General features: G+C 35.9%; 19 protein-coding genes, 1 rRNA gene and 1 pseudogene. 6 read left to right on the top strand and 15 right to left on the bottom strand.

Annotated elements, in window-relative coordinates:
- Positions 1–213, bottom strand: a 16S ribosomal RNA gene (locus tag BMW36_RS19755); the annotation flags it as partial.
- A gap of 446 nt (positions 214–659) precedes the next feature.
- On the opposite strand from BMW36_RS19755, the gene BMW36_RS19750 reads away from it, so the two are divergent.
- Positions 660–2,213, top strand: a complete 1,554-nt coding sequence (locus tag BMW36_RS19750; protein WP_089744336.1) for a plasmid pRiA4b ORF-3 family protein — start codon at positions 660–662, stop codon at positions 2,211–2,213.
- Between the two features lie 128 nt (positions 2,214–2,341).
- Here BMW36_RS19750 and BMW36_RS19745 read toward each other — a convergent pair whose 3' ends face one another.
- Positions 2,342–3,364, bottom strand: a complete 1,023-nt coding sequence (locus BMW36_RS19745) for an S-layer homology domain-containing protein (RefSeq protein WP_089744334.1) — start codon at positions 3,362–3,364, stop codon at positions 2,342–2,344.
- A gap of 277 nt (positions 3,365–3,641) precedes the next feature.
- On the opposite strand from BMW36_RS19745, the gene BMW36_RS19740 reads away from it, so the two are divergent.
- A complete protein-coding gene (locus BMW36_RS19740; protein WP_089744339.1) occupies positions 3,642–6,380 on the top strand; it encodes a glycosyl hydrolase 53 family protein in 2,739 nt (912 codons plus the stop codon).
- Positions 6,381–7,781: 1,401 nt separating this feature from the next.
- On the opposite strand, the gene cas2 is transcribed toward BMW36_RS19740, so the two are convergent.
- Genes cas2 through cas3 form a run of 8 tightly spaced genes read right to left on the bottom strand, consistent with a single transcriptional unit; the run spans position 7,782 to position 15,646 of the window.
- Complete coding sequence (gene cas2 / locus BMW36_RS19730; RefSeq protein ID WP_089744330.1) at positions 7,782–8,072, bottom strand: CRISPR-associated endonuclease Cas2; 291 nt, start codon at positions 8,070–8,072, stop codon at positions 7,782–7,784.
- A 9-nt stretch (positions 8,073–8,081) separates the two neighbouring features.
- Positions 8,082–9,113: a type I-C CRISPR-associated endonuclease Cas1c gene (gene cas1c, locus BMW36_RS19725; protein ID WP_089744328.1), complete on the bottom strand. Its 1,032-nt coding sequence runs from the start codon at positions 9,111–9,113 to the stop codon at positions 8,082–8,084.
- A complete protein-coding gene (gene cas4, locus BMW36_RS19720; RefSeq protein WP_089744326.1) occupies positions 9,110–9,763 on the bottom strand; it encodes a CRISPR-associated protein Cas4 in 654 nt (217 codons plus the stop codon). Before cas4 ends, cas1c begins: the two co-directional genes overlap by 4 nt.
- Complete coding sequence (cas7c, locus tag BMW36_RS19715) at positions 9,753–10,598, bottom strand: type I-C CRISPR-associated protein Cas7/Csd2 (RefSeq protein WP_089744325.1); 846 nt, start codon at positions 10,596–10,598, stop codon at positions 9,753–9,755. The genes cas4 and cas7c overlap by 11 nt, the downstream gene beginning before the upstream one ends.
- Positions 10,595–12,472 carry a type I-C CRISPR-associated protein Cas8c/Csd1 gene (gene cas8c, locus BMW36_RS19710; protein ID WP_089744323.1) on the bottom strand — a complete coding sequence of 626 codons (1,878 nt, stop codon included), beginning with the start codon at positions 12,470–12,472 and terminating at the stop codon, positions 10,595–10,597. Before cas8c ends, cas7c begins: the two co-directional genes overlap by 4 nt.
- 11 nt (positions 12,473–12,483) lie before the next feature.
- Positions 12,484–13,188 (bottom strand): type I-C CRISPR-associated protein Cas5c, encoded by a 705-nt coding sequence (cas5c, locus tag BMW36_RS19705; RefSeq protein ID WP_089744320.1) that lies wholly within the window; start codon positions 13,186–13,188, stop codon positions 12,484–12,486.
- Positions 13,189–13,224: 36 nt separating this feature from the next.
- The gene (locus BMW36_RS20825; RefSeq protein WP_342707284.1) at positions 13,225–13,638 is read right to left on the bottom strand and encodes a hypothetical protein; all 414 of its coding nucleotides are present in this window, start codon (positions 13,636–13,638) and stop codon (positions 13,225–13,227) included.
- Positions 13,616–15,646: a CRISPR-associated helicase Cas3' gene (gene cas3 / locus BMW36_RS19700; RefSeq protein ID WP_342707283.1), complete on the bottom strand. Its 2,031-nt coding sequence runs from the start codon at positions 15,644–15,646 to the stop codon at positions 13,616–13,618. The genes BMW36_RS20825 and cas3 overlap by 23 nt, the downstream gene beginning before the upstream one ends.
- 325 nt (positions 15,647–15,971) lie before the next feature.
- Between cas3 and BMW36_RS19695 the strand changes: the two genes are divergently transcribed.
- Positions 15,972–17,102 carry a Fic family protein gene (locus BMW36_RS19695; protein WP_089744318.1) on the top strand — a complete coding sequence of 377 codons (1,131 nt, stop codon included), beginning with the start codon at positions 15,972–15,974 and terminating at the stop codon, positions 17,100–17,102.
- Between the two features lie 374 nt (positions 17,103–17,476).
- Here the strand turns inward: BMW36_RS19695 and BMW36_RS19690 are convergent, their stop codons facing one another.
- From BMW36_RS19690 to BMW36_RS19675, 4 genes are all read right to left on the bottom strand, one after another.
- Positions 17,477–17,893 carry a DUF8042 domain-containing protein gene (locus tag BMW36_RS19690; protein WP_089744316.1) on the bottom strand — a complete coding sequence of 139 codons (417 nt, stop codon included), beginning with the start codon at positions 17,891–17,893 and terminating at the stop codon, positions 17,477–17,479.
- 23 nt (positions 17,894–17,916) lie between these two features.
- A complete protein-coding gene (locus tag BMW36_RS19685) occupies positions 17,917–18,153 on the bottom strand; it encodes a hypothetical protein (RefSeq protein ID WP_089744314.1) in 237 nt (78 codons plus the stop codon).
- A 118-nt stretch (positions 18,154–18,271) separates the two neighbouring features.
- On the bottom strand, positions 18,272–18,577 hold the full coding sequence (locus tag BMW36_RS19680; RefSeq protein WP_139180349.1) for a hypothetical protein: 306 nt from the start codon (positions 18,575–18,577) through the stop codon (positions 18,272–18,274).
- 90 nt (positions 18,578–18,667) lie between these two features.
- Positions 18,668–18,865, bottom strand: a complete 198-nt coding sequence (locus tag BMW36_RS19675; RefSeq protein WP_089744310.1) for a hypothetical protein — start codon at positions 18,863–18,865, stop codon at positions 18,668–18,670.
- 184 nt (positions 18,866–19,049) lie between these two features.
- Between BMW36_RS19675 and istA the strand changes: the two are divergent.
- The 3 genes and pseudogenes from istA to BMW36_RS20690 all read left to right on the top strand — a co-directional run bounded on the left by istA (position 19,050) and on the right by BMW36_RS20690 (position 20,829).
- Positions 19,050–20,409 (top strand): annotated as a pseudogene (gene istA, locus BMW36_RS19665) (IS21 family transposase).
- A gap of 1 nt (position 20,410) precedes the next feature.
- Positions 20,411–20,620, top strand: a complete 210-nt coding sequence (locus BMW36_RS20695; protein ID WP_245711755.1) for a hypothetical protein — start codon at positions 20,411–20,413, stop codon at positions 20,618–20,620.
- An 11-nt stretch (positions 20,621–20,631) separates the two neighbouring features.
- A complete protein-coding gene (locus BMW36_RS20690) occupies positions 20,632–20,829 on the top strand; it encodes an ATP-binding protein (RefSeq protein ID WP_245711754.1) in 198 nt (65 codons plus the stop codon).
- 24 nt (positions 20,830–20,853) lie between these two features.
- On the opposite strand, the gene BMW36_RS19655 is transcribed toward BMW36_RS20690, so the two are convergent.
- On the bottom strand, positions 20,854–21,380 hold a 527-nt coding region (locus tag BMW36_RS19655), incomplete at its 5' end, for a transposase (RefSeq protein ID WP_175480530.1).

Genomic DNA, 21,380 nt, shown 5'->3' with positions numbered 1-21,380 from the left:
TCCTCATGTGAGGAGAAGTATTATCCGGTATTAGCCCCGGTTTCCCGGAGTTATCCCAGTCTTACAGGCAGGTTGCCCACGTGTTACTCACCCGTCCGCCGCTCGTTCCACAGGAATCACCCCGAAGGGGTCATCCTGCTTCCCGCGCTCGACTTGCATGTATTAGGCACGCCGCCAGCGTTCGTCCTGAGCCAAGATCAAACTCTCAATAAAAGTTGCACATGAATGTGCTTATTTGATCTGCTCGCTTCTATAAGCTAGCTAATTCTTACTTTTCTTTCATACTGGTTGTTTTGTTCAGTTTTCAATGATCAATGTCTAGTAAGTCGTTTTGAAGCGACCTCATAAATATAACATTTTCAAAAACAAAAGTCAATATGTTTTTAGAAAACATTTTTTGATGACCGCCTCTCAAAGAAGCGACTTGAATAGAATATCATATGCAAATATAGAAAACAACTGGAAATTTATTCATAAAAATGTATTTCTGATTGGATTAGCGTAACTTACCGAGATGCTAATCCAGCACAACTTAAGAATACCTATTGCTATGTTTCTCCTAAATATAATTTAAATACACATTAAATAATTTTTGTTGCCAATCCATTTCCCGTATAATCGTTATAAACATATAAAGAATAATTAAAAGGAGTTTTTTCATGCCACTTCAATTAAGAATAATGTTAGAAAAGGAAAATCCGCCAGTTTGGAGAAGAATTCTAATTGACGAATCGGTTACCTTCGAACAATTACATGAAGTCATCCAGGTATTATTTGATTGGGATAATGTCTTTTGGTATACGTTCCGGGGAACAGATGAATCAGGAGAGACGGTTATAATTAAACCTGCTGTTGATGAACTTTTGGATATGGCAGGAATAGATAGTGATGAAATTCAGATAGGCTCATTTTTTCAGCAACCTGATAGAAAAATAAAATACACATATGATTTAGAAAAAGAATGGATCCATGAAATAGTTCTAGAAAAGATCTTACCAAGTTCTCCATACACCTACCCGATTTGTATGGATGCAAAAGGAAATGCACCGGAAGAGTCTGGACTGTTAGACGTATTTTTTGAAGGATTGGACGAGTTATCAGAACAGGAATTACTGGAAACGATCAATAGTGAATTAATCGAGATGCAGGAGTATTTCCACTATGACGCTAATGAACCTTTTACGGAAGAGTGGACGCAACTTTTTAATTGGGTTGATAAATTTAAGCAGTTAAAACCGTGGAATTATCTCCATGATGGTCAAGTTATTGCAGTCTGGTCTGAATCGATTCAGGAATATGTCTATTTTTCAGTAATGGGGAATGCGGGAATTCATTACGGAATTACCTGCTACATTGGAAACAAGGGCTTTATATCTCTTTTATCCACTATTGAACAACAGGAACTGGATGAGTTAACGATATTATTAAATCAGCGGGCAGTTACTCTAAATTTACTCAATCGTAATGAATTAGAAGAAGAGGAATATCAGCTAATAAAAAGTATAGGCAGAACTTATCGGGGTAACAATCAATGGCCCGCATTTCACAGCTTAGTTCCTGGTTATTACGTATGGAGACCAGATAAAGAGGAAGTCCATCTTTTATTGGAAGTTTATCCGCTCCTGTTAAATGTGTTAAAGCGAGTCACAAAAGGAAAATTAATGATTCCCGGAGGATTAGAGAATTGGTATGCACTGACTAAAGATCAAAACGGAGACTGGATAGATTCTACCTTATCTGTAGAAAAGCAATATAAAGAAGCAACAAAATCAAAAGAAATACAATTAGAAGTTTCAGAATTGGAAGTAGCCCGAATCAAAAAGCAATTGCCGAGAAAGAAGCAAAATTTAGAAGTAGCAGTTATTCCTTTTCCTGAACCAGTTCAGGAACACCAAAAGGCGAGACCGTTTTTTCCTTTTCTGTATTTAGTTGTTGATGCACAATCCGGCTTAGTTCTCTACCAGGACATGATTCGAATGGATGAAAGTATAGCGACAAAGCAGGACATATTAATGAGCACGATCGAGAAATTAAGTGCCATCCCACATATTATATACATGGATGATCCTATATTGGCTGAAGAATTGGCACCAGTTGCAGAGAAGTTACGAATTCAAATTGAATTTGTCGATAAATTGAAGAACTTAGAAACCGTTGTAGAGGAATTATTAGAGATAATGGATCCCGCGAATGAAAATAATCTACCATTTTAATTCGTCCTGTGTATTTTAACTACCTACATCTGTGGTTGTTACTATACAAAAATCAACCCACCATCAACTTAAGACTGATGGTGGGTTGAAAATTAAAGAAGTACATTCTTATTATTTCTGCTGCTCAATTAGTTTGCTTTTTTAATAAACATCTGTGTCCAGTAAGTGTTATAACTTCCACCTTCCACATAGCCAACACCTATGTGTGTTATTTCTTCACGTAAAATATTGGCGCGGTGCCCTTCACTGTTCATCCATGAGTTAACCACTTCTTCAGGAGTTCGCTGTCCGGCGGCGATATTTTCCGCTGCCACTAGATATCGGATATCAAACTGATTCATCATATTAAAAGGTGAACCGTAAGTTGGTGAAGTATGAGCAAAATAATTATTATCTCTCATATCCGCAGATTTCAGTTCAGCTATTTCTGTCAGCTTTGCGTCCATCTCAAGAGGTGCCAGTCCATTATTCGCACGTTCAATATTAGTCAACCGGACTACTTCTTCCTCATAAGTACTCTCTGTTTCTTCCGGCATGATGCCATTCTTATATTCCAGAACTGTCTTTAACATTACGGCAAATTCCGCTCTCGTAATTTCATTACCCGGACGTATCGTTCCATCTGGATATCCATTCATCAGTCGGTTTGATGTTAAATTTGTGATGGCTTCTTCCGCCCAGTGTCCTTTTTTTAAATCAGAAAAAGAACGATCTATTGATCCTGCATTGATAGAAAAAGCATTATTAATAATAACTGCTGCCTCTGCCCTGGTAATGGAAAGAGTCGGACGGAAAGTCCCGTCTGGATAGCCTGTAATCACTCCTTTTGCTGTTGCAGTATCAATTACCTCTTTATAAAAATAATCATCACTCACATCAGAAAAGTTGCTGTCAAACGCTCCTGTCTCATCGTTTAAGTTTGCTGATACAATCAATTGTGTCGCTTCGGCACGGGTGATGGACCGGTTCGGGGCAAATTCCTCGCTATTTACACCATTGATGATATCTTGCTTATGCAATGCATTAATCGCATCTTCCGCCCATGGGACTTTTTGAAGGTCATTAAAAGCAAGGGATGTTAACGGCATGCTAAAAAACAGAACTGTAAACAGTAGTACTGCCATCATTTTCTTGTTGTCTATTATTCTCATAAGCTTTCCTCCTGTAAAATAGTATACTATCGTAATTCCATTGTTTATTATAGATTAAACCTGCATATTCCGTAAGAAGTTTTTATTTCCAGATAGATTTTTCATTTCTCGGATCGGAACTCAGCAAAGAGTTTCGTTTTATTAAAGTTTTAGCGAATAATTTTATATATAAATAACATTGAAACCGCTTTATAATATTTTTGAGATCTATATTATATCATTTCATGAAGGAGGGTTTTTATTGACTGCAAAAAATTCATTAGAAAGGAGTAGGATAATGAAGCGAGTCGTGACTCTATTTTTCACAGTATTCCTAGTACTAGGGATATTTAGTTTGAATTCTGTTTCTGCAAACTCAGCAGATAACTTTTTAACAAATGGCGGTTTTGAAACAGATTTATTTACTGATAATTCATGGTCAATAGAAAATGTCGATTGGGATCAAGTTACACTCAACTCAACTGGAGAAGATGCAACGGAAGGAAACTATGCTTTTAATTATTGGGTGAATGACACAGCAAGTGAGGAACAGAATTTTACCATACAGCAAACTATCACTTCATTGTCTCCTGGTACCTATCAATTATCGGTAAGTTCAATGGGTGGTGAAGGTTTAGAAGCTGGCAATGTAGAATTGTTTGCCGGAGACCAGAAAGCAGATGCAGTTGCAACAACAGGCTGGAATAATTGGGAGACAATCCATTTCACATTTGAAATTACCGAAACAAAAAAAGAGATAGCTATCGGGGCAAATATTACTGGTGCTCCGAATGCGTGGGGGAATTTAGATAAATTTCAATTAACAGCTATGGAAGAGGATAATGACGAATTACCTAATCCTGTAGAAGCGGATATTTTTGTGAAACAGGTCGAAGGACTAGATGATGATTTTATCAAAGGTGTAGATGTATCTAGTATTCTTTCATTAGAAGAAAGTGGTGTGAAATATTATAACGAAGCTGGTGAGGAACAGGATATTTTCACAACTTTAGCAGATGCGGGTGTGAATTATGTACGTGTCAGAGTATGGAATGACCCTTATGACAGCAACGGAAACGGTTATGGCGGAGGAAACAATGACATAGAGAAAGCAATAGAAATTGGAAAAAGAGCTACCGCTAATGGAATGAAGCTGTTAGTAGACTTTCACTACTCCGACTTTTGGGCAGACCCTGCAAAACAGCAAGCACCTAAAGCGTGGCAAGGTTTAAGTTTGGAAGAAAAGAAAACCGCATTATATAACTATACAAAAGACAGCCTGCAGCAGTTGATTGAAGAAGGTGTCGATGTAGGTATGGTTCAGGTAGGAAATGAAACGAATGGCGGTATGGCAGGAGAGTTTGATTGGGAAAACATAACGGCATTGTTTAATGAAGGCAGCAAGGCGATTAGAGAGGTCGATCCTAACATACTGGTAGCTCTACATTTTACGAATCCAGAAACTGCCGGGAGATATGAAAGTATTGCCCAAACTTTAGCAACTAATAATGTAGATTATGATGTGTTCGCAAGCTCCTATTACCCTTTTTGGCATGGGACATTGGACAACCTTACCTCTGTTCTTAAGCATGTAGCCAACACTTACGATAAAAAAGTAATGGTAGCAGAAACTTCCTATACTTATACAAGTGCAGATGGAGATGGACATGGCAATACTGCTCCGAAGGAAACAGGACAGACGATAAACTATCCAGTTACTGTGCAAGGTCAGGCTACGGCTGTTAGAGATGTTATCGAAGCAGTTGCGAATGTAGGTGAAGCAGGTATTGGTGTTTTTTATTGGGAACCTGCCTGGCTGCCAGTCGGTAACCCGGATAATATTGATACGGATGTAAATCAACAGCTTTGGGAGCAGTTTGGTTCTGGCTGGGCGACAAGTTATGCGGCTGAATACGATCCTGAGGATGCTGGAGAATGGTATGGCGGAAGTGCTGTTGATAATCAGGCATTGTTTGATTTTTATGGCAATCCATTACCTTCACTAAATGTATTTAAATATGTGAACACTGGGGCAATTACAGAACTGAAAATTGACCAAATTAATGATATTTCTTTAAGCTATTCGATTGATGAGACAATCACCTTACCAGAAAAGGTAGTAGCTGTTTATAATGATGGAAGTGAACAAGAAGTAACGGTGCAATGGGAGGAGAAAGCCTTAGAAGAAGCAGTTGCAAGTGGAGAAGGCAGCTATATCATTGAAGGACTCGTCGAAGGTGGCCATACTGTAAAAGCACATCTTACGATACAACCGAAAAATTATGTCCAGAATCCGGGTTTTGAAGAAAGTGACACATCTATGTGGACATTAACCTTTGCGGAGGGCTCAGACCCTCATGCATCAATTAAAGAAAACCCGGCCAATTCAAGAACTGGTGATTATTCGTTGGATTTTTGGTCAGATACCGGGGTTGATTTTACCGTAGAGCAAACAATCACGGGATTAGACCCTGGATACTATCAACTGTCGTTATTCCTGCAAGGCGGTGATGCGAATGAATCCAATATGTTCATATATGCCCTGTCTGGTGAAAAGGAATTTATGACAGAGACGGAAGTAGATGGTTGGGTAAACTGGGTAAACCCAACAGTAACAGATATTCTTGTAACAGACGGGACAATAACTATTGGCGCTAACATTGAAGCAAATGCAGGCGCATGGGGTACACTGGATGATTTCTCTTTAACTAAAGTTGGCGATTATCATGAAGAACCGGTTGATGTTACAGAACTAGAAACATTAATTAAAAAGGCGAAGCAAATAAAAAGTAAATTGTATACATTGGATTCTTATCATGACTTGAAAAAAGCGATAAATAAGGCAAAAAAGGATTTAAAAACAATTGACTCGAAGGCAAGCTTAAATGAAGCCATTGAGGCATTGCAACAAGCGATTGATGGATTAATGTTAAGAGACGAACGTCCTAATGACGGCGGACCACCTATAGATGAGGATTGGTTGAAGAAATTGTTAGATTTTATCAATGGTAAACTGCTTGTCTCTTATAATAATTAAATAGTGCAATGAGAAGAGGAATCTAAAATGTAATAGATTTCTCTTTTCCTATTGTAATAAAAATTGATGAAAGCCCCATTTGTCGTACTTACTACTCTTTTTACTACTTGAACAATCTCCTCTCTTGTCATGTCTCTCATTCAATAATCAGCAAGAACAGAAACCGATACCCTGAACAAGAATATAGGATTCGGAATTTATATCTAATACAATTAATTAGTGAAACTCTATATAATAAATGGTAAAAAAATACTCTAAATCTACTCAAACTTCAAGATGTTATATTAGTGTGCTTTAAAAATTATATTGGGTACTCTATTACACAATATTAAGGAAAAAATAGTATTCTTTTTCGTTGTTTCTACATATAAAATGTTTTCGGTACCCAATTTGATAATTTTTTGCTTTTCCCGTATATTCATTAAAGGTTTCATTAATTTAAAAAATATTACATATTACCAGGAGGAGCGATAATAGTGAAGTAAAAGCTTGAAATTTGGCTGGCTGTAATAACGAAGAATCTAAATTAGGTAGCAGTTCTGATGCTTCCGATCAAAGTCAAAATCAATTGACCTTTCCCCCGTAAAAGTTCAATTTGGCTGGTTGACGCAACTAAAATTCCCTCTGACACACCAAATAAAAACTTCATCCAAGCGCAAACACAAAATTATACCTTCAGGCGAGGAATGGAACCTATCTGGAACGCGGAACTTTACTCTCAATAACAAATCAACACGTCATGAAAGGATATTTTGGTTCAGTATTTTGTGAAGGCTCAGAAATAATTGATTAATGATAGACTAGATCTCTCCCCGTGTTCCAAAGATTACGACATAGTATAGTAGATATTGGATGCGAAGTTTTTTTCAATCTGCTCTTCTGATCTTTCTTCAATTTCAATCCACGCACCCATATAGGATGCGACTGTTAGCTCGAAAAGTTAATGTTCCGTCTCAATTTACACCCCCACATAGGATGCGACACAACTCGAAGACGAATATGATACTAATTTACCTATTTCAATCCACGCACCCATAAAGGATGCGACTTGACTGCGAGCGGATTTGACGACGACGAAGAAGATTTCAATCCACGCACCCATAAAGGATGCGACTGATAATTGCGCATTAAAAAAGCGCTTGTTCAATTTCAATCCACGCACCCATAAAGGATGCGACGGTACAAGGCCACAGGATAATATGACAAGGGAAATTTCAATCCACGCACCCATAAAGGATGCGACAGCGAATTTCTCGCTAAACAAGCTAAAATAGCTCATTTTCAAAACAAAAACTACAGAAATTACCTTTATCTGTATAAAACACCCCCCTAATTCGACAAATTTATTCAATTTTTTTGGTGCGAATCCCCCGGTAATATGATGTGCGCTCTATATTCGCACTAAAATATTAAAGGATCTTCTATATTGATCGATTCTTTGGCACCTATATGCTCGACTTTTGACTCATAATTATTGCCGAGTCGATAAAATCGTATGCTGTCACGACTGACATCAATAATATTGGTTAATGAAAATTTTAATGACTCATACTGCGCTGCATCAACAATACATTCAAAAACAGAATGTTGTACACGTTGACCATAATTTTGGCACACTTTTGCTACCTTTCTTAATCGTTTCGCACCATTTTCGGACGACGTACTAACATCATACGTAATTAATATTAACATAGCTATCCCCTACTTCCATAAGAATGGAGGGTATTGATCTAGATCACCTCTAATATAACGAGCTAGCAATAAAGATTGCGCATACGGAACGAGTCCCCAGGATATCTTCTCTCCTAAATATGGATGAGTAATATTTTCTTGCTTCCTTTTTTGCCATGCAGTCAAATATTTCTTTCTCGCATCATCTTTAAGAATGACAGCGCCGCTTTCCTTTTTTACAAAATCATCATTGTTTATCACTCGCTTATTTATTAGTGATAATACAAACCTGTCTGCATAGACACCTCGCAATTCTTCCATCACATCTAATGCTAACGATGCTCTACCTGGACGATCGCGATGTAAGAAGCCGACATATGCATCAAGTCCTACTGTCTCTAATGCAGCAGCCACATCATTTGCTAATAAAGTATAGCTTAATGATAATAGCGCATTGACATTGTCCAGTGGGGGTCTTTTCGATCTTGTATTAAAATAAAAATGCTCTTTTTGCTGTAAAATCATGTCATCAAATAAACGAAAATAATTAGTAGCAGCTTGTCCCTCCCAGCCCCTTAACTCCTCTAAAATCTCACAATTTCGAATCATGACCAATGTATCGGATAATTGTGCAGAGACTTTTTTGAACTTTTCTACATCAACCCTCAATGCATAATCTCTTGTCATTCTTTCAATCATCCATTTATTATTAAAAACTTTCCCTACAATAAAATTGCGCGCGATCGCAGCGCTCATCTCTTCTGATTCGGAGATTTGATACTGTTTCTTTCTCAGCACGACATTGCCTCTACTTTCACCAATCACTCTCGCTAAGAAACGACCTGTTGTACTAAGAAAAGTAATGGAAATATTGTTTTTCACACAGTAGCCCATTAATGCAGGGCTTGCTCCCTTGAAACCGAATGTTACGATAGCTTCCAAATTATGCAATGGGATTCTGCCTACTTTTTCCTGATCAACTAACATGACAATATTATCACCATCAAGAGACAAATACATATCTTTCTGCGTGATAAATAAAGTATTCAAAAATTTTTTCATTCTTTTAACATCCTGTCAATATAACGTGCAACACTTGTTTTGTTTAAAATTTTTGGTAAACAAATATTTTGTAAAGAACATTGCTTGCAAAAGGCACCTGTTTTGACTTTTGGTGTATACTTTTTTTTGTAATATTGTTGCATTTCCACTACAATATCACGCACATTCTGCTTCAGTTGGTCAGAAAAGTTTACTTCTACACGACGTTTTGTTTCACCGTAATATAGATATCCTTTCTTCACCTCACAAAGGAGCATCTCTTCTAGGCACATAGCCTGTGCGACTAATTGCAAAACATCTATATCGGATTTTTTTGGTTTCCCTCGTTTGTATTCAACAGGGTATGGAAGGTATTTCCCTTCTTCCAATTGCAGCGAAATACCTTTCTCATCTTCTTCAAATTGAACGACATCACATATTCCAGTTATTTTTAATTCATTCGAATGGACAGGTAATGCTCGTACAATCAATTTATCTTTTCGCTTTTCTCTCACAAAAGGTTGATCTGCTTTATTGTGGAGATGTTGTCCTTGCACTGTTTTAACATTTTCTGCCCATTGTTGTTCGATATGAATTAATGCCCATTGTCTTTTACAAAATCGAAAATGTTGTATCCCTGACAGCATCAAAAAGTCTTCTTTAGAGTCCATCGATTACTTCCACAGATAAATTATCAAATTCTTCTAGTGTAATAGAAAAATCATCAATCGATTGTGGACGGTCAGTTGTTTGCTCAATTTTCAAAGAGCGATGTACTTTTCCCGAAGAATACTGGCCCATTTTTGACGTATGTTCCCACCAATATACTTTACTCACTTCCATACTGCCATCAGGTCTTGCTGAAGAAGCATCGTTTTCGAATAATGTAGATAATGCCTGTTTGACTTTCTCGCTATCTTCGTCAGAAAAGCCTGTCTTTTCTGCTAATTGCGTGTTTATACTGCCATAACAAACATATAATCCGAAATCGACTCTATGCTTCATTCCCATCGTATCTGAGCCTTTCTTGTCTCCAGTGACAGAATTCACACTTTTCGTTATTTGTGTACTCGTAATGTTAATTGGATTGACACTTATTGCAGGATGTATGGAAACAGGTCCTCTAATCCCAACAGATAAAACATCATTTTTAAATGCGAATACTTGTCCAAAACTCCTCACGTCTATCCACTTCTCACAAGCAAGGCTACTAAAAAGTGGGATATCTTTATTTTTGTTCGCTTTTTGTAATTCTTCTTCTGCGTCTGCACGGTCTTTTAAACTTTTAAAACCATCCACATTTTTGTCATTTGATTGTACAAAAACAGATTCCCCCATATCTATTAAACGATTTCTAATCTTTCTTTTTATTGCTACATCAGAAATTTCACCATGTCCATCATAGTTTTGACGTGGTCTGTTTCCATTTAGTGGGTCTCCATTTGGATTTGCATTTTTCACAGAAATTAAGACAGCAAAGTCAATTTTATTCGTTAATGTTGTCATCCTACATTCTCCTCATCTTTATTTTTTTCTTTTGGTAAGTACAACTCTCTTCTTTGACTATAAAAGCCTAGCAAATACTTGCCTGATAGAGATTCGTCGTTAAAATCTTCAAATTTTATCATTGCTCCAATCTCATCAATTAAACTTGAAAGATAACTTGCTCGTTTGCCCATCCGTGCTTGATACGGTTGAATGCATTCTTGAATAACCTTCCAAGTTTTTGCAGGATATTTCGCAAACGTATTCATATAACGGATCGCATTCGTCGCACGTTTATCCCCGCTTTCATCTAACACTCTTCTTTCTAAAACATCCGCAACTGCTAGTAATCTACCAAATAAATAATCTCTATCATGATTAGACGGATCAAGTGCCAATGGATGCCCCTCCTCTTTATTAATTAATGCACATGCAATACTTAACGTTTTTTCCCATTCCCATTTCTCCAAAGCAACAGGATTAGACGCACGATTAAATGTAGCTGTAACAATGTCTTTCGGAATTACTCGATCATCTAAGATACATGAAATCAATCGCTCCATTGCTGCCTTTATTACTTTTTTGTTCGCTTTCTCTCCATATGCTCCATAAGCAATATTCGTAAGTGACGGAGCACCGAAAAATTGAACAGTTTCTTTTTTCTCATTATTGTAATAATGGTGCCACCAAACACATGTGGAATGCCATTTTTGTAATCGGTCAAAATACATTTCCTTGTCCATATTTCGATAGTATAAAATGCCCATTCTTCCTGTTGTTGCTGCATCTAAAATAAGAATATTCACATTATTTTCTTCTGTAGTAAGATTACTTCGATAATTAAAAATCGCTTTCTTCACTTCATTTGCTAAGTGACTCAATGTATCGATATGCTCGATTTCTTCTAAACCTAATTCAGCTGTTAAGGAAAAAGAATCTGCTATTGGATCAATTATTTTAGCTTTACTATTTCCCCATACTAGAAATACTCTGCCATCTATCTGGATTCCTTGCTTTTGAATGAGCCATTTCAAAGCATTATGTGCCTTTTGAGATGCTTCATAACTGATACTTGCTGCTTGGCTACTCGTTTGGAATCTACCACGGAAGGTATAACCTGTCTTGTCATTAGATGAGATGATTTTTGCTTTATCTGCCGCATTTCTAATTTTGTTCGCATGCCTTTCTGTAATAGGCTTTTGTTCCCCAGTCACATAACAATAATCTACTTCGTCTAATTGTGTTTGATAAAAATCTACGTAAGATTGGAACACTTCCTTGTCTTTCCACACATCTTCTAATATGTCGTGAGGAGAATAGACATTAAAGCGAATAAAAGCACTCGTTTGCTTGTCTGTTACTGCACTAAAAATAGCTGGTTTTTCTTCAAATAGGTTTTCATATTTTTTATGCCATTTTTCAATGATGTTTCCGTTTTCATCTAATGCAACAATTCCTGCTCTGACAAGGTCTGCAATTAATTGTTTTTTACTTAAGTAATGATAAATACTCTCAACCTTTGCATTGGTAAATGGCGAGTTGACCCATTCTTCTAGTTGTTTGATATAATGTTGAAAAGGTTCTTTGGTACCGCCTCGTTCACCAAAATCACCAGCGACATAACTTAACTTATCATGTAGAGGATATGGGGCGATTTTTTTACCTGATCTGCTGGAAGATTCTTCTGTTGTCGGAATGACTGTTGATTCTTTATCGAGTATTTTAGCATGATAAAATTCGCCATCTTCTGTGACAGTTACTTCGATGTGTGCTGTCTGTGTCGTATGCGATATTGGCAAAAGTGTGTATTCTTTATCACCATTTGTAAAAACTATTTCTCCAATTTCGTCCCGATTCGCTTCATACGTTTGATATAATTGGTATAACCAACTCAATATTTCACCCCCTATTCTATTTCATTTAATGTATCTTCAACGAATTGAACATTCGTATGATCAAATTGTTTTGTCTTCATTTGTTTAATTGTTCTCACTTGTTCTATTTCATTTGGCTTCGGAAATTGAATCACGCCATTATTCATTACTGGTCTCCATAAGCGTACTTCCAGCTCATCCTTACCTGTTTCATCAGGATAATTAAAACCGTGGACCATTGGCTCGAATCTCAGTTCATCAATCTCGTCATAAAATCCATTACCTCCGTGGAAATCACACGGTTCTACATAGCCTTGACATTCACGAGTTCCTAGATAGATATCTCTTCTACCACCAGCTTTTAGTGCACGCATCATGATGTTGTGGTGTTTGTGTTCGTTGTGATCTGCTGCTAATTCGGGACGATATGGATTGAATTCAAAATGCGCTTTCACCCGATATCTTACATCTTTCAAGTAAGTGTAATATGCTAGAGTGTTTCCGCCGCTATATTCGATGGGTCTGATTCCCTTTGATTCCATTTGGATAGGGTTTATGATACGTAATTCATCTACATAAATGATGATGCTTGGCTTCCAGTAAATGGACTCTACTATCCCTTTCAAACTTTGATAAGTTGGTATTTGGTATGTCGACTTTTCTCCACCGATTTTGGTTAGTGGATCTGTAAATAATGCATACTTACCTGTTAGCTCAAATTCGATTCCATTCCGCATCTTTTCACCTCCTTCCAATAGTCCCATTAAGAGAAATTAATATTGTAATAACCCCATCTCACTATCTGATTGTATATTCAATCCATACTCCTCATCATACGCATTCGGTGTCACGCTAAGTATACTTCCGTCAAAATACGAGATAATGGCCCCGTTTTGAATTAACGTATTTTTTTCATGATCATAAATATTCACTGAATGCTGCTGTGCTCGCTTCATTAATTGTGAGAGTTCACTAATACTATTCTCGCTATTTAATTGTGTAATAATCTCCTCCCCTTCCCCATACGGCACAAGAACACTTGTCGTTTGTTGATTAATTACTTGAAAATGTTCTGCAGCTGTTCGATAACTATTTGTTAATAATAATGAAGGGAGCTTTTGATAATTAGACATATATGATTTGGCAAATGAAGTTTTAGTTCTCTCATATGTTAAGAGATCTACCATTAGTCAGTCTTAATTTTTGTATTCTATAATCTAGTTTCTTATCAAAATTTTTATAATACAAATGAAAATACCTTGTCATCGCTCCTTGTGATAACAGACTTCCACCATGTATAGTCGGATCTTTCTTCATATCTAGTAAGATATTTTTTGCTTTTTCTTTACCAATTTTAATTTCTTCTAACCTATCTAATTTTTCATCTTTCAGGTCAATAATATAGACATCTTCTTTGTCCACTTCCCCGTGACGGTTACACCTACCTGCAGCTTGCGCTATTGAGTCTGCTCCTGCAAGTGATCTGATCACAGATTGGAAACTAATGTCTACACCTGCTTCAATGAGTTGTGTACTGACACAAACCACTCGCTCTTTATTGTTTAATTTCTCCTTTATTTCTTTCAATATATTTTTCCGATGGACGGCACACATCGATGTACTTAAATGATAGATGACACAATCAGACAGTTGCTCTTTTAGGAGTTGATATAATTTTTTTACAACTGATTTAGTATTCAAAATGATTAAGCAATTCACCTTAGTATCCATAATTTCTTCTATTTTATCCGCTAATTCAATGTTAGTCATTTCTTTATTAGTAGCATCATCCACTATGTTCACTCTTTGAAATGCCTGATTTACTTCCTCTATATTCGCAATCATTTCATGATCATCGGCCAGACCTAATTTGTGCTCGACATAGTCTAATGCCGGTTGTGTAGCTGTACATAGCACAATAGATGAATCTCCATCACCTTGCAAAAAATTTAATGCCTGATTAAATAATGTAATACAATGAATCGGAACTTTGTGCACTTCATCAAAAATAATGACACTATTTGTTAGATTGTGTAATCTTCTTATGTCACTAGACTTGCTATAAAAAGTGTTTAAAAATTGAACCATTGTCGTCATCACAATTGGTGTATCCCAATTTTCTTTTGCTAATTTTAATTTTTCCTTTTGATTCACGAATCCATCATGTTCTTCATCATCTGAATAATAATCAATTACATTGGAGTGATGTTCTAATATGTGCGTATCATCAGCTAGCACGTTACGAAGTTCTTCTGCATTTTGTTCAATGATTGTCGTATATGGCAAGATATATATGATTCTTTCTTTTCTGAACTCTGTCACATGACGCAATGCATAACGCAAACTTGCAAGTGTCTTTCCTCCACCAGTTGGAATCGATAACGTATACATTCCACTAGGTTTAGAAGCAAATTCGTCACATTGTGCAGACATTTCTTTTCTTAATTGATTAATCTTGGTCTGCTTTCCATTCTGTTCTAACTCTTGTAAATGTGCAGTTAGACGTTGATAATATGTATGAAAAATTGGCTGCACATCGATTTCTTTCCATTCTTTATCTTCTTCAAATAAACGGGAATTCGTTCGATCTGCATCTAGTAGGATACTAAATAAAAATTTGGTTAAGAACATGATTTTTTGTTCATTAGATTCTGTTTTATGTTTGGTGAGAAACGTTTCTAGTTCTTTCGATGCTTTTTCTACATATTCATCGAAGGCTTCCTCAGAAAAAACCGTTTGATAAAAAGTCTTTTTGGAAAATTCGTATTCTGGTAAATCTTCTTTTGTAATACGTTTCAAAAAACTGGAGTTCAATTCTGGAGTGAGGTAATCATGTAAATAGGAATGGTGTGAAATGATAACATTACCTATGATTTCTGCAACATACAAATCATAGATGGTGTTACTTTTGTTCGGTTGGTGGTATTTCTCAAATAATAGCTTTCCACCTGCAGTAGCATGATCTACACTACCCCTTCTTGGAGGATTGTCAGGATTTGCGATTGTTTGTTGAATATATTGTGTGAATGCAGTAGAGTATTTACCCAGATCATGGAGCATGCCGGCTAGACCTGCCAGATAGGACACGTTGAGTTTTTTCCCTTTACGCTCAGCAAACTCTTTCACTTCAAGTAAATGTGTTTCTACATGTTGGATTTTTCCGTCTTTTTTTCTGATGTGCGCAATCCCTTCCATGTACTCACCTGCTTTATCTTATTTATAGGTCATAGTATAATATTACCACAAATGAGGATCGACACAATAATTTTGTTTAAAATTGTAAAATATGCTAGCAATATGTAAAAAAAGTCTCAGCAACCAAACTTACGGTTTCCTTCGTTTTATTTTGTTCTTTTCAACGAAACTCAGCACTCCTTAACAACGGCCCCATGAGAAAGCCGATGTGAAATCAGGGTCATGTAAGACAACAATCCATATTAACGCAATTACTAGTAATAATTGCGTCATAAATAGATATAATTTATAATTAACTAAAATGACAAAAGAAAGTGTGTTTATTATGGCAAAGCAAGGTTTGTTGAAATTACCAGTAGGTATACCTGTTAAAGATGCACTTAAAATAATGGAAATCCTTCCTTCTATTTCACGTAAAGTTGGTCAATTGGAGGAAAGATTTAATCATTCCATTGTTAGTGATGCACTTGTTCAACTCCTTTCATTAAATGAATCTGTGGAATCTACACGTATTGAAGGTACCCAAGTAACCTTTACCGATATGGTGGAAGAACAACATGACAATAATCCCCGCTGGGAAATAATTGAAGTAAATAATTATCAACGGGCATTGATAGAAGGATATAGTCAAGTAAAAAATGGTTACCCTATTACTTCAAGAATGATAAAAGATTTGCATCAAATATTAATGAAAGGGGCCAGGGGATCCACACAGGCTTCAGGAGAATATCGTAAAATCCAAAATTTCATAGGACCAACTAATAAAATTGAAGATGCTTCCTATATTCCAGTATCAGCGGATCAAATAAATGAATATATGAATAATCTGGAAGTATTTATTAACTCCCATCCATACGGAGAAAAGATGCCAATTCATCATTTACATGAAGAGTATTACGTATTTGATGAAAAATGTGATCCCCTAATCAAAACAGCTATTATGCATGCACAATTCGAATCTATCCATCCTTTCCTAGATGGAAATGGACGTCTCGGACGCATATTAATCGTTCTATATTTAATTCAAGCTAATTTAATATCCAGGCCTATCTTCTTTGTAAGTGAAGAATTAGAAAAAGAGAGAGCGAGATATTACAATATGTTAAATGGGGTACGAGGAGAAAAGCCCGATTGGAGCAGCTGGATATTATTCTTTATCAAAGCCAGTGAACGTATGGCAGACCAAATAAATAAAAAACTAGAAAATGCGGAAGCACTTGCAAGTGAAGGACTACAAAAATGCAGCACAGCATCTGAAGAAAAAGTGTGGCTGTATACTTTCTCTAATCCTTTTACTACTGTAAGACAAGCAGTAAATCATTTAGGAATTTCAGCGAATACTATACGAGCTGCTTTAAATTCACTTGTTGAAAAGCAATTACTATTCACGGAAAGTGATGTGAAACGAAATAAGAAATACCGCAATTATGATTTAATGAGAGTGTTGAGAGATTAGTTATATTTCACCATAGAAAAAGTGTGCGCCTTTAGTTGCTTAGCATACTTTTTCTGATCATGTTAAGGATAAATTGATGAGTACGATGTTATGTTTAATATAGAACCTGACCAGGTGATGAAAGATATTCAATTTACCTTTTGCAACTCTCGTTAACAACCCTGGTTATTTTCATATTAATGTACTAATTTAAATGAAATTTTTTTCTGGTTTTTTGAAAAAGCTAAAAGCAAAAAAAGTGGATAAGGAACTAGTTCCCCTATCCTCCTACCTTTGCAAACTCAAAATCCCCTGTAATCATACTGAAATATCACTGATACAATTAATCAATGTATGAAAGATTTTTGGAGAAATTGAGTTGTCACCATGCCCCATTAATTTATTACATATTTCTGAAATCCATTTTCCAGTTCCTGTCTCCATTTTTTTACGGAAGGTAAAAGATTAAACTGCAAAACTTCCTGGAGTTTCCCGCGGTGTTTTACTTCATATTGCTGTACTGCCACTTCCAACCCTTGTTGAACCTTAGTGGTTTTATCAATAATCTCTTCTGATTTGTATGTTGAATCAAGATTATTTATCGCACCTTCAATTGTCGCGAATGCCTGAATAATATCCTCGAAAAGAAACATTGTCTCCTCAAGTTGTCTTTCATTCAATGCTGATTGAATATGCAAGAGTCCTTCCATCACTGTTTCTGATAAAGTTAATACGTTCTTTATTATATCTATTTGCTTTTCCATGTTAATCACCTTTTCTGTTAATGTTATAACCTCGTTGCTATACTCCAATAATTCTTCCTTTAAAAGAAAAACTAATGAGTGAAATGCGAGTCATCCAGTAATGCGTATAATTGACTCACTTCCTTTTGCAAATGTTGAAATGTTTGATTAATCATTACCCGTTTATAAGCAGGTAACTCTTGTTGTGCAGCCTGCCGTGCTAAATCTTTCATCAATAACAGGTTTTTTTCTATATGATCAAGAAGTTCAATCCTTTTCTTTAGACTTTGCATATGTTCTTCAGACAATCCTTGGTCATAATTATTCAAACAATCACCCATTCTTTTGTGGCACATATTATATATCGGCAACAAATGAAAAATATTTATACTTATGCCATAGATCAATTGAAAATGCTGATAATGAATGGTTACATAGTCCGAATTTTCATTCAAAAAAAGCAGAGACTGTAGCATTAATTAATCTAATCGTCTCATTATCCACTTTCATATCTTTCAAAGGGGATCGTTGATTAATCTCATCGGCAAGGACATTCCCTGCTTCTCTCATATCTATATCGCTAACTCTCAAAAATATTTTTATTTGGTATTTAAAATAATTGACAACATTATTATTTGAATTCAGACTATCAAATAATTGCTTTTCCCTTGTTGACAATATAAGTATGATTTTGCATATATCCATCGATAAATTCAATTGACTTGAATGGATTTCCTCCGTAAGTTTTGCCACTACTTTCTTCTCGAATGACCAGCTAGTTTTCAAAATGTAGTAAATGTGTAAAAAAGCAAAAAAACGATAGAGAAACTTGTCCCCTTCTCTTTAGTCAAACAAACTTGATAACTGAATCACTTCATCTATTAAACAATAAATCGTTTCACTTATATCCATACTTTGTTCTTTAGAAAGCTGTGAATCGTCTTTATATATAACTAAGTATTCCATCAGCCTAAGTTTTATTTCAATTTCTAATAAGGAATCAGCTCTTCTACTTAACTCAGTAATATCTTCACTATCCAATTTAGCCACCCGCCTTTTCCATTAATGCTTATCTTTATATATCGACCATATTCCAAGCTAATTAAATACAACTTAAGAATTGACTGTATATGATAACTTAAAATTGAACCATAATCACAATTAAAAAATGAACCACTCTGTTAAATTACCTAGTATTTTATTATTGGTACTTGGGGGAACAGGAGTGATTTCATTGAACAAAAAACAAAAAATTATTCAAAAGTATCTGAAAGGGGACAGCAAAAGAAGCATAGCAAATATAACTAATATTTCACGGAATACGGTTAGAAAATATATAGAGGAATTTGAAAATAGCAAACAACAAGATATTCGACGTCTACCTATTCCTGAAAATATTATGAGTGAACCTTCGTATAAACCTAGAATTAGTCCAAAACGGGCATAAACTAAAGAAATTCAGGAACAATTACAGCAATACATTGTTGAAAATACGTGGAACCAGCAACATTATATGGCCAAACAACAAATGAAAATTGTTGATAAGCATGAAGCATTGATTGATCAAGGATATAGTATCAGCTATACAACCGTGCGAAATTATGTCAACAAAGAAACATCCAAAAAGAAAGAAGTGTACATACGCAAATATTGTGAGCCGGGTGCAGAAGTTGAATTTGATTGGGGAGAAGTCAAGTCAGTTATTGATGGAAAGATAAAGAGTTATTCCTTGGCTGTCTTTACGTTACCTTATAGTAATTATAGGTTTGCAAGAATATATGAATCAGAAACACGAATATGTGTATTGGACGTCCATACAAAATTGATGGAACATTTAGGGTTTATACCGGAGGTATTTACTTATGACAACATGAGAACTGTGGTGAAATCGTTCATTGGTAATGAAAAAACAATAACAGATTCCATGAGACAGTTGTCGGATTATTATCAATTTCGTATTCGACTTTGTGAAGCAAGGAAGGGAAATGAAAAGGGGCACGTTGAACGAAGTGTAGAATATGTTCGGCGAAAAGCTTTTTCATCGGTATACAAGTTTGAAAGTGTAAGTGAAGCAAATCAATATTTGATTCATATTGTAAAAAAATTAAACCAGCGATTACACATGAACACAAAGAAACACATAAATATTTAATGATGAAAGAACAAGAAGTGTAACTACCCATTCTCGTAACTGGGGAGTTCATCAATGGGAAATGGATATCTATCACTACTTAAAAACATTTGAAAAGAAAAGAGGTGCCCTCATACAAAGCCAATGTATGAAACAGGCACCAACACATATAAAAAATATTTACCATCATTATTATATCAAAAAAGAGAAAGATTTCATAGCATTACTCCATTTCATAAAGGAAAACGGGAATCTTGAGGACGTATTAGCAGCTATTGAATATTTAAAAAAGATTCGTTCAAATCGCATATCTACAGAAAGCATCCAGTTTATATGTGAACAATCTGACGAACCAAATGCTTCCACAGATTATGATGATATTGCGAAGCAAGCGGAAGCTAATCTAAAAGCCTATCAGAAACTATTTTATACAACAGAAAAAGGAGTAATGTGAAATGGATCATCAGACAAAACTCATAGAACTATGTAAAGAATTACGGTTACCAAGTATTCGTAAAATGGTACAGGATTCTAGAAACTTTAAAGATACAGCCCAGGCATATGAAGTTTTACTTCAAGTATTAACACAAGAGCAAACAGATCGAGTTATTCGTGCAAAACAGAATCGAATAGAGCTGCGAATTTCCCGCAGAAAAAGTTACTAGACGAATTAATTATGGATGCATTACCCGAACAAACAAAACAAAAATTACCCCAATTAAAAACATTATCCTTTATCGAGGAGGGCCAAAATGTCATATTAACAGGCCCTCCTGGGACTGGAAAGTCGCACATTGGGATTGGATTAGGAATGGAGGCATGTTTAGCAGGCTACCGGGTATTTTTTGCGTCAGTCCCAGGGTTTGTCAAATAAAGTGTGTAAGTTGGGATCACACACTTAGATATATTTGAGAACTCTATCCTTCAATCGGTCATCCATTAATAGTTGGTTCATGGCTAGTGACCAGTTACGGACATGACCACCTTCCCATTTGGTTTCTAACTCTTTAACTCGTAAATAAAGAACTTTAAGTAGGGCATTCTCGTTGGGGAATGCACCTTTTTTTGTTACTTTTCTAAAGCTAGAGTGAATGCTCTCTACAGCATTTGTCGTATACATAATTCTACGCACTGCACTACCATAGTCATATAATTGTTCAATGTGTTCAAAATTGCGTTCCCAGACATCGATAGCTCCTGGGTAGGCGGACCATTGTTGTTTGAAAGATTCAAATGTACTATGACAAGCCTTAAGGCTTTGAGCTCCGTAAACCTTTCTTAAAGAGGCCGTAAATGCCTTATATTCCTTGCTTGGCACGTATTTAATAGAGTTGCGAATTAAGTGTACAATGCATCGTTGAACGATGACATCAGGGAATATGGAGCGAGCACCTTCCTCCAGACCAGATACTCCATCCATGGAAA

It is taken from the genome of Gracilibacillus ureilyticus, from assembly GCF_900111195.1.
GTDB classification, from domain to species: Bacteria; Bacillota; Bacilli; order Bacillales; family Amphibacillaceae; genus Gracilibacillus; species Gracilibacillus ureilyticus.
The sequence above is the reverse complement of the archived record's forward strand: the minus strand, read 5'-3'. Positions and strand labels throughout refer to the sequence as shown.